This window comes from Mesorhizobium sp. P2_E9 (genome assembly GCF_056403815.1).
Genome location: NZ_JBFUET010000025.1, coordinates 55496 through 70947 on the forward strand (window position 1 = coordinate 55496; position 15452 = coordinate 70947).

At 56.4% G+C, this 15452-nt stretch carries 10 protein-coding genes; 9 read left to right on the forward strand and 1 reads right to left on the reverse strand.

The window, feature by feature from the left end; all coding sequences use genetic code 11:
* Positions 1-5: 5 nt before the first annotated feature.
* The 4 genes from AC1D05_RS32805 to AC1D05_RS32820 all read left to right on the forward strand — a co-directional run bounded on the left by AC1D05_RS32805 (position 6) and on the right by AC1D05_RS32820 (position 4864).
* Positions 6-272, forward strand: coding sequence for a sarcosine oxidase subunit delta (locus tag AC1D05_RS32805; RefSeq protein ID WP_477446726.1), 267 nt, complete (start codon positions 6-8; stop codon positions 270-272).
* The gene (locus AC1D05_RS32810) at positions 269-3232 is read left to right on the forward strand and encodes a sarcosine oxidase subunit alpha family protein (protein WP_477446728.1); all 2964 of its coding nucleotides are present in this window, start codon (positions 269-271) and stop codon (positions 3230-3232) included. Before AC1D05_RS32805 ends, AC1D05_RS32810 begins: the two co-directional genes overlap by 4 nt.
* Complete coding sequence (locus AC1D05_RS32815) at positions 3225-3779, forward strand: sarcosine oxidase subunit gamma (protein WP_477446730.1); 555 nt, start codon at positions 3225-3227, stop codon at positions 3777-3779. The genes AC1D05_RS32810 and AC1D05_RS32815 overlap by 8 nt, the downstream gene beginning before the upstream one ends.
* Before the next feature lie 659 nt (positions 3780-4438).
* Positions 4439-4864: a GNAT family N-acetyltransferase gene (locus tag AC1D05_RS32820; protein ID WP_477446732.1), complete on the forward strand. Its 426-nt coding sequence runs from the start codon at positions 4439-4441 to the stop codon at positions 4862-4864.
* Between the two features lie 698 nt (positions 4865-5562).
* On the opposite strand, the gene AC1D05_RS32825 is transcribed toward AC1D05_RS32820, so the two are convergent.
* Positions 5563-6258, reverse strand: coding sequence for a TetR/AcrR family transcriptional regulator (locus tag AC1D05_RS32825; protein WP_477446733.1), 696 nt, complete (start codon positions 6256-6258; stop codon positions 5563-5565).
* A 99-nt stretch (positions 6259-6357) separates the two neighbouring features.
* Between AC1D05_RS32825 and AC1D05_RS32830 the strand changes: the two genes are divergently transcribed.
* From AC1D05_RS32830 to AC1D05_RS32850, 5 genes are all read left to right on the forward strand, one after another.
* Positions 6358-8781, forward strand: coding sequence for a GcvT family protein (locus tag AC1D05_RS32830; protein WP_477446735.1), 2424 nt, complete (start codon positions 6358-6360; stop codon positions 8779-8781).
* A 28-nt stretch (positions 8782-8809) separates the two neighbouring features.
* Positions 8810-10342, forward strand: a complete 1533-nt coding sequence (locus tag AC1D05_RS32835; RefSeq protein ID WP_477446737.1) for a trimethylamine methyltransferase family protein — start codon at positions 8810-8812, stop codon at positions 10340-10342.
* A gap of 68 nt (positions 10343-10410) precedes the next feature.
* Complete coding sequence (locus AC1D05_RS32840; RefSeq protein WP_477446739.1) at positions 10411-12063, forward strand: ABC transporter substrate-binding protein; 1653 nt, start codon at positions 10411-10413, stop codon at positions 12061-12063.
* A gap of 184 nt (positions 12064-12247) precedes the next feature.
* Positions 12248-13630 carry a M24 family metallopeptidase gene (locus AC1D05_RS32845; protein ID WP_477446741.1) on the forward strand — a complete coding sequence of 461 codons (1383 nt, stop codon included), beginning with the start codon at positions 12248-12250 and terminating at the stop codon, positions 13628-13630.
* A 41-nt stretch (positions 13631-13671) separates the two neighbouring features.
* Positions 13672-14745 carry a GlxA family transcriptional regulator gene (locus tag AC1D05_RS32850; protein WP_477446743.1) on the forward strand — a complete coding sequence of 358 codons (1074 nt, stop codon included), beginning with the start codon at positions 13672-13674 and terminating at the stop codon, positions 14743-14745.
* Positions 14746-15452: the final 707 nt, after the last annotated feature.

Below are 15452 nucleotides of genomic sequence, written 5' to 3' on the forward strand. Positions count from 1 at the left end.
CAATCATGCTGAGAATTCATTGCCCGGTTTGCGGGCTGCGGGACGAAACAGAGTTCACTTACGGCGAAGACGCAACCGTTCGCCGCCCGGATCTGAACGAAGCGGATTTTAAGATTTGGCACGACTACGTTTTCATCCGCGATAACCCTCGCGGTCCGCACAAGGAATACTGGCATCACGTCGCCGGGTGCAGGCAATGGATCGTGGTCGAGCGCGATACCCTGACCCACGAGATGTTTGGTTCTTCCCTGGCCCGTGAAGTGGCAGCATGACAGCGCGGCGCCTCCCGACCGGTGGACGGATCGATCGCTCTCGCAGGGTGGGCGTTCAATTTGACGGTCGGTCTTTCCCGGCACATCCCGGCGATACTTTGGCATCAGCCCTGCTTGCCGGCGGCCAGCAGATTTTCGGGCGCAGCTTCAAATATCACCGGCCTCGCGGTTTAGTTGCAGCGGGTGTCGAAGAGACAAACGCTCTCGTCCACCTTCGAGATGATGATCGCCATGAACCCAATGCACAGGCGACGATGGTGGAAGTCTTCGACGGTCTGACGTCGACGCCGCAAAACGCTTGGCCCGGTCTCCACTTCGATATTGGAGCGGTCACCGGGGTCATGTCCCGCTTCTTCGGCGCAGGCTTCTACTACAAGACTTTCATCGGCCCCTTCAGCGGAACGAAGTTCTGGATGTTTTGCGAGGGTTTCATCCGAAAGGCGGCCGGCATGGGCCGGGCGACGACGCTCCCTGATCCCGACCACTATGAGAAGATCAATGCATTCTGCGATGTCCTGATCGTTGGCGCCGGCCCCGCGGGAATTGCCGCTGCTCTTGCAGCGGGCCGCAAGGGCGACAACGTCATACTGGTCGAGCAGGACCACGCTCTTGGCGGTTCGCTTCTCAGCGAACCGGCCGGTGCGCCCACCGATGCCTGGCTCGCTCAGTCCCATGGCGAACTTGACGATCTTCCCAACGTTCGTGTTCTGACGCGCACGACGGTGTTCGGTGCCTATGACTGTGAGGTGTTCGGCCTTGTGGAGCGGGTGCAGGACCATGTCCTCGCGCCTGAGGAGGGAAGACCGCGCCAGCGCTATTGGGTTGTTCGAACCAAACGGGTTGTCCTGGCGACCGGAGCGATCGAACGACCCATGGTTTTCGCCGGCAATGATTTGCCCGGGGTCATGCTCACCTCAGCTGTGCGCAGCTACCTGAACCGACATGCTGTGCTTGCCGGCGAGCGGATCGTCATGGCAACAAACAATGACAGCGCCTATACCGCTGCCATCGAACTCGCGAATTCGGGTTCGAAGGTCACAATCTGCGACCTGCGTCGGGAAATCCCAGCACAACTCAATAACAAGGTGACGAATGCGGGAATTGACTTGCGACTCGGACATGCAGTCTTAAAGGCGGTTGGTGGCAAACGCGTAAAAGCTGCACATGTTGTTCCCGTTACCTTGGAAGGTAAAGCAGCAGGCAAGAGCATACGGATTGCTTGCGATCTCGTCACCGTATCCGGTGGCTGGTCACCAACGCTGCACCTGTGGAGCCAGCGCTTTGGAAAGCCACAATATGAGAAGGAACTGGACGCCTTTCTCCCGCCGGCAGAGAAAGGAGCCTTCACATGCATCGGCTCGCTCGTCGGTTCCCCATCGCTCAGGGATTCTCTATCGCAGGGCCACAAAGCTGGTGGAAGCACCGGAAAGGAACCCGCACTATTTGGCCACGCTGACTTCTGGGGTCGCAATCTTGTGCCGGTGGCCGTCATCACCAAGGTAGATGGCAGCACTCCCGGCAAGGCGTTTGTGGACTTTCAGCACGACGTGAAGCTGGCCGATATTGATCAGGCCCACCTTGAAGGCTTCGTCTCCGTCGAACATCTCAAGCGCTATACCACCTCCGGTATGGCAGCCGACCAGGGCAAGACTTCAAACCTCAACGCACTTACCCGCATGGCCGAATTGCGCGGCCTTACCATCCCTTCCGTTGGCACCACTACGTTCCGCCCGCCCTATACCCCGGTGACGATTGGCGCCATTGTTGGTCATGATCACGGTCTGAATTTCCGCCCGACCAGGCTTTCAACCATCCATGGTTGGCATGAGGAAAATGGCGCTGAAATGATCGACGCAGGTATGTGGCTGCGACCATGGTACTATCCGGCCAAGGGCGAAGACATTAACGACGCTTATGTTCGCGAAGCCGCACACGTGCGCGAGCATGTCGGCATTGTCGACATCTCCACGCTCGGCAAGATCGCTGTGCAGGGACCCGATGCCGCGGAATTCCTGAACCGCCTTTATGTTAATGGCTTCAAGACACTTCCGGTTGGCAGGCTGCGCTATGGCGTAATGTTGCGCGAGGATGGCTTCGTGCTCGACGATGGCGCAACGGCACGGCTCGGCGATAACGACTACTTCATGACGACCACGACGGCGAACGCCGCGAAGGTGCTCGCCAGAGCGGAGTATCTACTACAAACTGCGTGGCGCGATCTCAAGGTACATGTCACGACAGTCACGGATCAGTGGGCTGCAATCGCGATTGCCGGCCCGAAATCCCGCAGTGTTCTGAGTACCCTGACAACTGCCGAACTGAGTAACGACGTACTGCCCAACAATCACTTCACCCATGTCACGATCGAAGCGGTAGCCTGCCGCCTACACCGCATGAGCTACTCAGGTGAACTGGCGTATGAGCTTTACGTTCCGGCCACATTTGGCCGCGCCATTTGGGAGGCTCTTATTGCGGTTGGTGCTCCATATCATCTTAGGCCCTACGGCCTCGAGGCGATGGGCGCTCTTCGCATCGAGAAAGGTCATATCGCCGGTTCGGAAATCGAAGGCCGCACGACCATGAAGGATCTTGGCCTGGAGGGGTTTGCGTCGAGCAAGAAGCCATTTGTTGGTTCCGTGCTGCGCAAGCGCCGCCTACTTGAAGACCCAATACGCCCTTCGTTGGTAGGGCTGGAAATTGTTGGCGATGCTGGCGCCAGGGCAGGCTCCCTACTTTTCCCATTGGATGCTCCCACCAAGGGCCACGGGGAAGGGTGGGTGTCGGCCGTGACCTACTCTCCGGCTTTGAAAAAAAACATCGCACTTGCGCTTCTGTCACGTGGGCCTGAGCGCTTTGGTGAGACAATCCAGGTGGTAGATTTTGTCGGCAATCAAGCATTGCAGGCAAAAGTCGTATCGCATCATTTCTTCGATCCAGAAGGTCATCGTCAGAATGGCTGAGAAGCATTCGATGCCCGTGCGTGGCAAGACTAGCGACGGCTTGGCTGTCACCATCAGTCAGGCGGAGTTGGGCAACCTGACCCAACTAGCCGGATGGGATAAGTTTCACGAACTCGCTGATAGCGAGCTCCGCAAGGAAGGCCTTTCGCTTCCCGGTGACTGCCGATCATCGTTTCGTCGCGGGTTGACGACAGTTTGGCGCATTGCGCCTGACCGGGCGCTAGTTCGGTCGGACACCGCTCCTGGCTTTGAAAGCGTAACAGATCTGGCGGTGCTGGATTTGTCCGACTCGCGTGTGTGCCTGACGCTGGAAGGACCAGGCGCTAGTGGGTTTCTCAGTCGAGTCGCCTCTCTCGACTTCTCCGATGTGGCCTTTGACGTTGGCACTTTCGCCCAGACGGCTGTCCACCATGTCAGTGTCCTCATCGACCGTTCTGGCCCCGATCAGTTCGCAGTCCTCGTCCCCACGACCTACGCAACGTCGCTTACCAGCTTCTTGGCCGATCATCTCACGGCTGAGACGGCAACCAAGTCAGGAAACGGTTAAACTCGCGAAAGGAGTGACGCTTCGATGGTCCTCTATCTGTCCTTTCTGCAATTGGCTTCTCGTTGCCTCGAGGCGAGCGCTGCCTGCGGGGAGCATCCCATGGAACGCAACCAGCGGGACTCCGCGCCAGCTCGACGCGTAAATGTCGTCGAAGCTCGAGCACCGAGCGATATCCGCCATGGTGCGCCTGCAGTTCGTCCAGCTGGCATCAAATCAGCCTCGTTCCGCCCTCCTTCAAGATATAAGCGGATCGATTCTTCAGCGCGATTTCCTTCCAGCGTCTCTCTTTTCGACCTCGTAGCCGTGGACGACTAAGTGAGTTTGGGGATTGGTTCAATGGCTGATTCTGCACTCTCGCTCTACTGCCTCGCCGAGCAATCTCACCGACCAGGCGAGTATCTGACGGCCAGTCTTTTACAGTCACGTTTGACTATCATCTGAAGTTGGTTGTTCAGATAAGGATCTTTACGGCGAGATTGTGGAGAGCTTTATTTGTCCAGATCGCGGAGTCTACAAGTATGTCGCGTACGCAGTGACTCGATATGTTAAAAACGAGCAGACCCTTACGCGTACGCAATATCGTTCACCAGATTGGTGCAGGTAAGTTATTATCGATCGTGACCAATTAGGCAACCATCAACAACTTGGAGCGTAAAAAGATGGCATCTCCGAAACTCATCGAAAGTGACAAGCTTGACGCAGCCTATGTAGACGCTATTCGCAGCGGCCTTGATGACTACAATCAACGCAAGATCAGCCTACCTGGCAGCGTGCCATTGGTGATCGCAGCTCAAGACCCTGAGTCGGGTACAATTGTGGGTGGTCTCGTTGGATCGACGATTCACGCCGTTCTCTACGTAGACATGCTCTTCGTTAACGAGGCACACCGCGGCACAGGTCTCGGCGAATGGGTCCTTGCTGCCGGCGAGGAAGCCGCACGCCGGCGTGGATGTCGTACCGCGGTGCTTTGGACAGCCACCTTTCAAGCTCCCGGATTCTACGAGCGCCGAGGCTGGGAAGCCTTTGGCGAAGTGGAATGTGCCCCTCCCGGCGAGAAGGTAATCTTCATGCGTCGATGCCTTTGATTAGGGATGTCAACATGCCGGCATTACTTCGCATTCTACCAATTTGAGGCGCCCAGAGACGTGGCGGCGATCTTGGAGCAGCAATGAACATCGCCAATGCCATGTGGAACTGCCATTTGCGCAGGAGCACGAAACTGACTGTTAGGAGAGCTCATCGGGACGTCAATGGTCGCGTTGTGCCTGGAGCAACTCATCGGCCACGGCTGTAACAAGCAATTCTGCAACTGCAGGCCATCCCGCATTTGCGGCGACGATGAGCCGTGGTGCCGGGAGGCTACCTTACGGGGGACATTTGACTAACGTGGGTGCGCGGAGATCGACTACCCTTATTGCACCGTGGGGTTACCTGCTCCCTGGAATGTCCTCGCTTGAGGTTCACCCGTATTGTGAATGAGCTGGGCTCAGGGCGGAACGGTCGTCCGGTCAAAGCCACAATTTTCGGCCAAGTCAATGCAAAAAAATGGAGCAGACCTCCTCGAGTCTTCCGAATTCTTCATTGACGACTAAGGACTGTCGTGCCCGGCACAAAGAGCTCACGACCCAGAGTGCGGCAGACACAAACAGACGAATGTCCACGCCACAACGTCAGGGACGAGCCTGCCTTGCTCCGCAACAGCCCCCAATGGCGCTGCCAATACGTTGCTCGATTCATTCTCGATCGCTCTCTGCTCGAATCTAGAATGCTAGCGCGCGTGCGATCACCGTTGGGTACGGGATTGGCTGCGCGCAAACGTTTGAAATCTGACGATATCCTCTGGATCGGGATGAACTCCAGTAAAGCTGTAGATGTATTCTGTCGTGTGCTGGAGCCGCTGCTGCATGGTTTCCTCCAGCGATAGCGAATAGTACCCAATTTGCATAAAATAGACGATACGTGCGCGAATAAACGCCTCATCGTGGCTATAGCCATGTCGCTCGAAAAGGTCACGAATGGCGTCCACCCGGATTTCGTCTTCTTTATGGACGAGGGACTGCAATGCTGGATCACGGCGCGCCCAATCGCGCATAGCGAAATCTAGCTTCGGGTCAAACCGAAGCTTGTCTGTCCAGCATTCGAATATGTTGAGTACGGCCTCAACAATATGCTTTGCTGGCCGTTCCGCGTGCTCGACAATGTCCGCAGTATTAGACCCCCGCCAGAACGCGATCAAGTTATCGAGCAGATCGTCCCTGTCGCGGAAATACCAGTAGAAGCTGGAACGCGCCACGCCAAGTTTCTGCGCGAGTGTCAGGATTCTGACGTGATCGACTCCGTGATCTATCAGCGCGGCCCGTGCTGCCTCAAGCCAATCTTCGCGAGTGACCTTGGTTCTGTACGACTGTGGGGTCGCCGGAGCGGTCTGGTCCATCATGCAGCCGGTATAAGACAGGCCATCGAAGCTGTCAGCCGCCATTGCAAAAAAATTTAGGTACAGCGGTGTATGGACTTTTCAGAATGCCGTTGTTAGGTTCGCCCCCATCACCACCATCCCCTCAAACATAGGGCTTGCCTGATGAAGTCCCATTACCGTGTCGTAGTCATTGGAGGGGGGATCGTTGGCGCGAGCGTGCTGTACCACCTCGCAAAACTCGGCTGGAGTGACATAGCGCTAATCGAGCGGCGTGAATTGACGGCAGGCTCGACCTGGCATGCGGCGGCAAGCTTTCATGCAGTCAACGCGGATCCTAACCTTGCAGCGCTTCAGAGTTACACCATTAATCTTTATCGGGATCTGCAGTCGGAGAGCGATCACCAATTGGGAATTCGTACCCCCGGAGCTATCACTATTGCAGGCACGCCCGAACGGTGGGAATGGCTTCAGGCAGCCCTGTCGGGCTTTCGCACCATCGGGCTCGATGATGTGGCACTAATTACTCCCGAGGATATCAAGAAGCGATGCCCGATCCTTGATACGACGAATATTTATGGCGGCCTTTGGGACCCGAACGACGGCTACGTCGATCCCTACGGAACTACGCAGGCCTTTGCGTCCGCGGCAAAAAAGGCAGGTGCTGAAGTAATTCTGCGTAATCCGGTCAAAGAACTGCATGCGCGACCGGACGGCTCGTGGACCATCGTGACCGAAAAAGGAACTTTATCGGCAGAGCACGTCGTTAACGCCGCTGGGCTGTGGGCAAAACAAGTCGGGATGATGGCCGGCGTCGATTTGCCCGTCGTGCCAATGGAGCACCACTATCTGATCACTGAGGCAATCGCTGAGCTTTCGGCAATGCGCGATGAGATGCCCGCCGTCGTTGATCTTGAAGGTTTCACCTATGCGCGGCAGGAGGGCAAGGGGCTGCTGCTTGGCGTTTACGAACGCAATCCCAAACATTGGAATATAGAAGGTGCGCCTTGGGATTTTGGTATCGAATTGATCCCGGAGGATATAGACCGAATTTCCCCGGAACTGTCGATTGGTTTCGAGCGCTATCCTGTGCTTCAGGGCACGGGCATTAAGCGATGGGTTAATGGGCCGATCACTTTCACCCCCGACGGCAATCCGCTTGTGGGGCCTGTGCCCGGCCTGCGAAATTATTGGTGTGCATGTGGCGTCATGGCTGGATTTAGCCAAGGTGGCGGCATAGGCTTGGCGCTTGCTCAGTGGATCACTTCTGGTGAACCTCAAGCAGACGTCTATGGGATGGATGTCGCTCGCTATGGCGAGTACGCTTCGAATCGCTCTTACCTTAAAGCCACTACCGGACAGTTCTACGCTAGGCGCTTTCTAATCAGCTACCCTAACGAGCAACTTCCTGCAGGCAGACCGACCAAGACCCCGCCGGCCTACGACGTCATGTCCGCGCGAGGGGGGCGGTGGGGCGTGTCGTGGGGAATGGAGGTTCCGCTTTATTTCACTCCCGACGACGCTGAATTCACCGAGATCCCCACGCTCAATCGCTCTAATGCCTTCCCGTTGGTAGCGGCCGAGTGTAAGGCAGTGCGCGAGGGCGTGACCCTTCTCGATACCTCGGCTTTTTCGCGCTACGAGATAACGGGGCCAGGGGCAAGAGATTTCCTAGATCGCTTGCTATCCTGTCAACTGCCCAAAAGGCAGCGGGTGAGACTGGCTCCCATGCTCTCTCCATCCGGCCGGCTGATGGGCGATCTTACCATTCTAAATTGGGATGACGAGACCTTCTGGCTGATGGGTTCGTATTACCTGCGCCGCTGGCACATGCGTTGGTTCGATCAACACAAGCCGAACACGGGTGTGTCGATCACCGACATTTCGGATGCAGTGTCTGGATTGGCGATTACCGGTCCGCGGTCGCGCGAATTTCTCGCGACCCTAACCCCTTCAGATATTTCGAACTCAGCTCTCCCGTTCATGGCGTGCCAGCAAATCGACGTTTGCCGGAGCCGCTCCAAGATAGCGCGTCTCTCAGTGATGGGAGAGTTGGGCTATGAGATCAATGTAGGGGCAGCCGAACACAGGCAGCTCTATCTCGATCTTCTGTTGGCCGGGCGTGAGTGGAACCTTCGTGAAATAGGTTTCAATGCGATGACGTCGCTCCGAATAGAAAAGAGCTATGGAATCTGGTCGCGCGAGTTCACCAGTGCCTATACGCCTGCCATGAGCGGCCTTGACCGATTTGTTGCCTTTGGTAAAGGCGACTTCATCGGAAGAGACGCCGTGCTTGCCGAGCGGGATAAAGGGCTGCCCAAACGGCGGCTGGTAACTCTCAACATCGATGCCAAAGACGCCGACGCGTCAGGCTTTGAACCCATCTTCGCGGGCGGTCGCCTCGTTGGCCATGTGACTTCGGGGGCCTACGGCCACGTCTCCGGTCTTAGCCTGGCATTGGGATATATCGACAGCGCCGTGGTGGATGACCAGGCGACATTGACGGTCGATGTTGTGGGCAAGCCGCGCCACGCCAAAGTCATTCCTCCCTCTCCGATAGATCCTAACGGAGCGAGGTTGCGATTTTGAACCCGTTGCGAAGAAGGAGAAGCCACTCATGACCGAGCGAGCTCAGAGATTGGGGCGACGCCCCCGACGTGACGGAGGGTCGACAGCCGTCCCATCGGGGAAGGTGGCCTATCGCAAATTGATCAATCCCCTCCAGCCTCAGCGAAGCTTTTCCGACGATCAGATCGCCACATTGCATAACACCGCACTACGAGTACTCGAAAACCTTGGTATGCGTGTGCTGAACGAAGAGGCTTTCGAATATTTTCGAGACGCTGGCGCCAAGGTTGATTCGTCTACTTCAACTGTGTTCATCGATCGTGGTCTTGTTCAAAAGGCGCTGGCGAGCGCTCCCGGCTCCTTCGCGCTTGCCGGCGCGTCCTCCGAGCGCGATATCCAAATCGGAGGCTCCAACACGGCATTTGTCTGCATCGGCGGCCCTCCAAATGTGATGGACATAGACCGGGGCCGACGGGCCGGCACGCAAGAGGACATGCGGTCTTTCTTTAAGCTCTCACAGCATTTCGAGGTGCTTCATATCCAAGGGGTCAATGTCGAACCTCAGGACGTACCGCTTGAACTACGTCATCTGGTCCAGACTGAAGGGCAATTGACGCTCAGCGACAAGCCGCTGTTCGTTTACGCCCGCGGCTCCGACCAAGTGAAAGACATGTTCGAGATGATCCGCATTGCACGTGGGCTTGATGATGAAGGTTTTCGGGCACGACCACATTGTTTCACAGTCATTAATACCAATTCTCCGCGGCAGCTGGACGTTCCGATGTGCCAAGGCATCATCGATTTTGCGCGTGCTAAACAAGTTACGATCATTACCCCCTTCACACTCGCCGGGGCAATGGCTCCGATCACAATCGCAGGCGCCCTTGCGCTTCAACATGCTGAGGCATTGGCCGGAATCACGCTTTCCCAAATCGTAAACCCGGGAGCGCCAGTCGTTTATGGCTCCTTTACGTCCAATGTCGACATGAAATCGGGATCTCCCGCATTCGGCACACCAGAGTTTGTGCGGGCAGCGTTCGGCGCCGGGCAATTGGCGCGTCATATTGGGTTGCCTTGGCGGGGCTCCGCTGCAACTGCATCGAATACACCGGACGCCCAATCTACTTACGAGTATCTGAATTCGGCTTGGGGGTCGGTTCTCGGCGGCGTCAACATGATGCTTCATGCTGCCGGTTGGCTAGAAAGCGGCCTGTCGGCCTCACTGGAAAAATTCATTCTCGACGTCGAGATGTTGCAGACGATTGCCGAAATCTTCCAGACAGCAGACTTGGAGACAGACAATCTCTACGAGGCGATCGCCGAAGTCGAGCCTGGAGGTCACTTCTTCGGCGCGCCCTACACCATGGCGCGCTACCAAACCGCGTTTTATCAGCCGCTTGTGTCGGATTGGCGCAATTTCGGGCAGTGGTCTGAAGATGGCGCCAAGACCGCAACCATGCGCGCAAACACCATCTGGAAAAAAGTAGTTGAAAATTTCGAGGCACCCCCCCTGCAAGCGGAGGAAGCGCTCAAAGATTTCGTCGCGCGGCGTACGCGCGAAGGGGGCGCTTTTCCGGCCTGACGTACTGTTGAGCGAATTTAAATCGGCAGAAAGCCAATAAAGTAGAACTATAACAAGGAACAACTCTGATGGCCCTCTACAAGAGCAACAGCGACAACGTTCCAGGTCATATTCGGAAAGCGGCCGAAAGCACCAAAGCAGGCGATATGGATCGTCGCGAATTTCTCACTCTAGCCAGCGTGTTCGGTGCGTCGACAGCAATGGCTTACGCGTTGATTGGCATCCCGGTGCCAGCCGTAGCTGCAGAGCAGGATCCTAAGAAAGGCGGCGTCCTAAAAATGGAACTCTCGGTCAAGGCGCCAAAGGATCCTCGCACCGCTGACTGGTCCCAAATAGCAATCGGAGAGGCCCAGACATTGGAGCAACTGGTGTATTATACCAGCAACTTTACGATCGAGGGCCACCTCTTAAAGAGTTGGGACGTTAATGAAGATGCTACCGAATACGTTCTTCATCTCCGTCCGGGCGTGAAATGGAATAGTGGCGACGATTTTACCGCAGAGGACGTGATCTTCAACTTCAACCGGTGGTGTGAAAAGAAGGCTGAAGGTAACTCCATGGCCGGACGAATGGGGACATTAGTTGACCAAGTAAGCGGCAAGGCGCGCGAAGGCGCGATCATCAAGGTCGATGACATGACCGTGAAACTAGTGTTGACCAAGGCAGACATTGCGCTGATCCCAAATCTTACAGAATATCCTGCCCTCATCGTACACAGATCATTTGACAAAACAGGGGCGGACTTCGTCAAAAATCCGATAGGAACCGGTCCTTTTGAACTCGTGTCTTGGGAAGTCGGTAATCGCATTGTTCTCAAAAGGCGCGAAAATGGCAAATGGTGGGGCGGCGAAGCCTATCTCGACGGTATAGAGTTTATCGATTACGGGGCCGACCCTTCAGCCATGGTCAGTGCCTTCGAATCCGGTGAGCTTCATACCAACTACGAGACGACGGCGGACTACGTGGAAATACTAGATGGTCTCAATCTGGTAAAATCTGAGGTAGTGACTGCGGGCACCGTCGTGGCGCGAACGAACGTTACCAACAAACCCTACAGCGACAAAAAGGTCCGAAACGCTCTGCAACGCGCGGTCGATAATGCCGCTGTTCTCGCACTTGGCTATCACAATGCCGGCACTATTGCTGAAAATCATCATGTGTGCCCAATCCATCCCGATTATGCCGAGCTTCCGAAGGTCATGCGAGATCTTGAAGCGGCCAAACGACTGTTGGAGGAGGCCGGTTACTCAGATTATGAGCACGAGCTGATCACCGCCGACACAGACTGGATCAAGAATTCGGGCGATGCGATCGCAGCTCAATTGCGCGAGGCTGGCATTAAGGTCAAGCGCACCGTTTTCCCGGGTTCGACGTTTTGGAACGACTGGACCAAATATCCCTATTCAATGACTGATTGGAATATGCGCCCGCTCGGGATCCAGGTTGTGTCCGTGGCTTATCGGACCGGGGAAGCGTGGAACGAAACGGCTTATTCCGACCCGACACTTGATGCGAAGATTGACGAAGCACTGACGATCATTGATGTCGACAAGCGAAAAGTTGTCATGAAGGAGATCGAGACTATACTGCAGGAATCCGGTATTATTGTCCAGCCTTACTGGAGAAAGCTTTATAATCATTCGGTAGCCGCCGTAAAGAACCATCAAATGCATCCAACCTATGGCTTTCGATTTGCAAACGTCTGGTTGGACAAGACCTAAATTGTTCCGGAAATACGGCATAACAGGCAAGATAGACTGCCCATTGTTTCGCCATACGTACCCTTTGAGCGGGTCTGTCCAATACGTGTTGGAGTGGCGCACTACGTTGAGAAGGATGGCCGCCACGCGTTGAACCTTTTCCGGGACCCCACGCGAACACTCAAAAAATCCCTTGGAACGCTCAATGACAAAACCAGATACGAATTCCCAGTTAGGCAGCCGCAAGCGCAAGATCATGCCGTTTGATCCGGTCGGCGCTTCCACTTTTTCAAGCGCAAACAATCACACGCCCATTCCAGGACAACGCGAGAGCGCGGCGCGGCTCAACCAGCATGCACTCGGTTACGGCCATCTCGCAGAAGCGGAGTGGCGGGCCTTGGGCATTGCAGATCCTGATTTGCTCACTATGCGGCGCTATCGCCTGAATCGCATCCGCGCCGAGCTCAGGCATAACGACTACGCGGGTGTCCTTCTTTATGATCCTATTAACATCCGCTACGCAACTGACTCTACCAATATGCAGGTCTGGGTAGCACACAATCCGACCCGCTATTGCTTTGTTCCCACAAACGGGTCTGTCATCCTGTTTGACTATCATGGCTGCGACCACCTGTCGGACCATTCTAAAGTGGTCGACGAAGTCCGGCCGGCAATCTCGTTCATGTATTTCGTGTCGGGCAATATGGCGCCTGGACGTATCAAACGGTGGGCGCGCGATATCATTGACGTCGTGACCGAGCATGGGGCCGGTAACCGTCGCATTGCGGTGGATCGTCTAGACCCGGCCGCAGCAGATGAGCTCGCCAGGTTTGGCATCACCGTGCACAGCGGCGATGAGGTCATGGAACGCGCACGCCTTATCAAATCTCCGGACGAGATTTTGTGCATGCGCCGCGCTATTGTGGCTTGCCAGCAGGCCATGGGCGAGATGGAGTCGGCGCTAAAGCCTGGCATCTCCGAGAACGAGCTTTGGGCGGAACTGCATCGAGGCAATATCGCGCGTGGAGGAGAATGGATCGAGACCCGTCTGTTAGCGTCGGGCCCCCGTACTAATCCATGGTTCCAGGAGTGCTCATCGCGGGTGATAGAGGCCGGCGATCTGGTGGCTTTCGATACCGATCTAATAGGGCCTTATGGCTACTGCGCCGATATCTCGCGCACATGGCTCTGCGGGTCAGGCAAACCGACAAACGAACAACGAGATTTGTATACGATCGCCGCTGATCAGGTCGCGGCGAACACTGAGCTCCTGCGCCCAGGAATTTCGTTGAGCGAATTGGGCGACCTCGCCGCCGGTCTTCCCGAAGACTGCCGACCAAATCGATACAGTTGTCTTTATCATGGCGTAGGACTTGCCGACGAGTATCCTGCTGTATTTTACAGGGACGATCGCACAGATGACTTGCCGGACGACGTCTTGGAGGCGGGGATGGTTCTCTGTGTTGAGAGCTATGTAGGACGCTCGGGCGGAGCCGAAGGCGTAAAATTGGAGCAACAAGTATTGATTACCGAAACGGGTCACGAGCTGCTTTCAAGCTATCCACTTGATTCTCGATTGTCTGGTTAGTGTTGGATTCTAATTTTGAATTTGCCCCCTAAGATGTCCAGATGAACGCGCCGCCCAACATCATTGCGTTGCAAGCGCTGACCACGCCGAAAACGGCGGCGGCGGTCCTCCGCCCGTTTCAGGTCGCGGTGCTCGTGTTGCCCGGCTTTTCCCACCTCGCGCTTCACGCGTATATCGAGCCGTTCCGCATCGCCAACGAGGTCGCCGGGCTGCCGCTGTTTCGCTGGCTGATCGTGGGGACGAGCAGGCAGCCCGTCGGAGGGGCAAACGGGCTATCAATGGCGGTCGACACTTCGATGGACGAGCTCTCGGTCGGCATCGGCGATCGAAGGGCCGATCAACTCGCAATCGTCGCCGGCGAGCCGGTGGAGAAGCAGCTGACGCCGCAGCTCAACGCTTTTCTGCGCGCCATCGCCCGGCGTGGTGTGCCGATCTCGGCCGTCGGCACGGCAACCTGGCTGCTCGCCCAGACCGGCCTCTTGGCGGACACAGGCTGTACAATCCACTGGTCGAGGCTCGCCGCCTTTTCCGAAGTGTTTCGCAAGCCGCGTATCCGAGACTCTCTCTTCGTCAAGGACGGGCAGTACTCGACCTGCGCCGGCGAACTGGCGGCTTTCGATCTCGCCGTGGATCTCATCAGCAGCCATGCCGGCGGCTTCATCGCGCAGGAGGTTTGCCGCCACGCGACCGTCGAGGGGCAGCGGCCCGGCTCGAACCGCCAGACAGGCCCGGCGGGCCTCGCCTTCTCCGGGATCAGCGACAGGCTGGTGCTGGCGATGCGGATAATGGAGGAGAATGTCGAGTTTCCGCTCTCCATGAGTGAGGTGGCGCAGCGGGTCGGAATTTCCCGCCGGCAGCTCGAACGGCTGTTTGACACGCATATAGGGCTGCCGCCGCTCCGCCATTACCTTCGGATCAGGGTCGACCACGCCAAGCGGCTTATCGAAGGTACGCGGATGCCCCTGCTGGACATCGCCATGGCCAGTGGCTTCATATCGGCCTCGCATTTTTCGAAGTGTTTCCGAGACTTCAACGGCATTTCGCCACAGCAGTGCCGCGCAAAGGTTCCGTCATGGGTCGGCCCGGGATTGGGGTACTCTCGAAGTGACATTTAACATAATAAATATTGGACTAACCCGCTCCGTCGCGGAGTGGGAAAGAGGTTTGCGTCCAAGGCACAGTCTTGATGGCGGCGTCTGTGGTGCCGGTCATTCCTGCAAAAGGAGGTCCAACCGCGCTAGCATTGGTGGCTGCTTGCCGCCCATCCCATCGGACAAAGGAGCTTGTCATGACCCCACTTCGCCAGCGCAAAGGCGAGGACATGCAGGTGCGCAACTTCGCGCTCAACACCCAACTTTCGCGTTGACCCGAACGTTCTCTTCGAAACCTGGAGGTGATCTTCGGCAACTCTTTGTTTGACCATGTCGCTAGTATCTCAAGAAAGTGGGAGGAAGATGCTGTCAATCCGCCGACAGCTTTATTCAAATATCGGTTTTTCGCCTCCTGGAAGATGGCCGACCTTCTCGTATTAGGCCTTCCGCCGTCCAGCAACAGACGGACTGGGTGAGGCTACATGCTGGAGTTCCGGTCGATGGCTCTCGTTGAGGGCCGATGAAGGGAGAACTCCATGAAACTCGTCAACCATTCACGAAACAAAAGAACAATAGGGGAAAGACTCATGAGCAAGAACTATCGCATTCTCGATCTCATCCGGCGCAACCGCTCTCCGCTCGAAAACCATCTAATCGACGGCCTTGTCGACGGCCGTGTCAGCCGCCGCGATTTCATCCGCCATGGCAGCCTGCTTGGCCTGTCGCTGCCG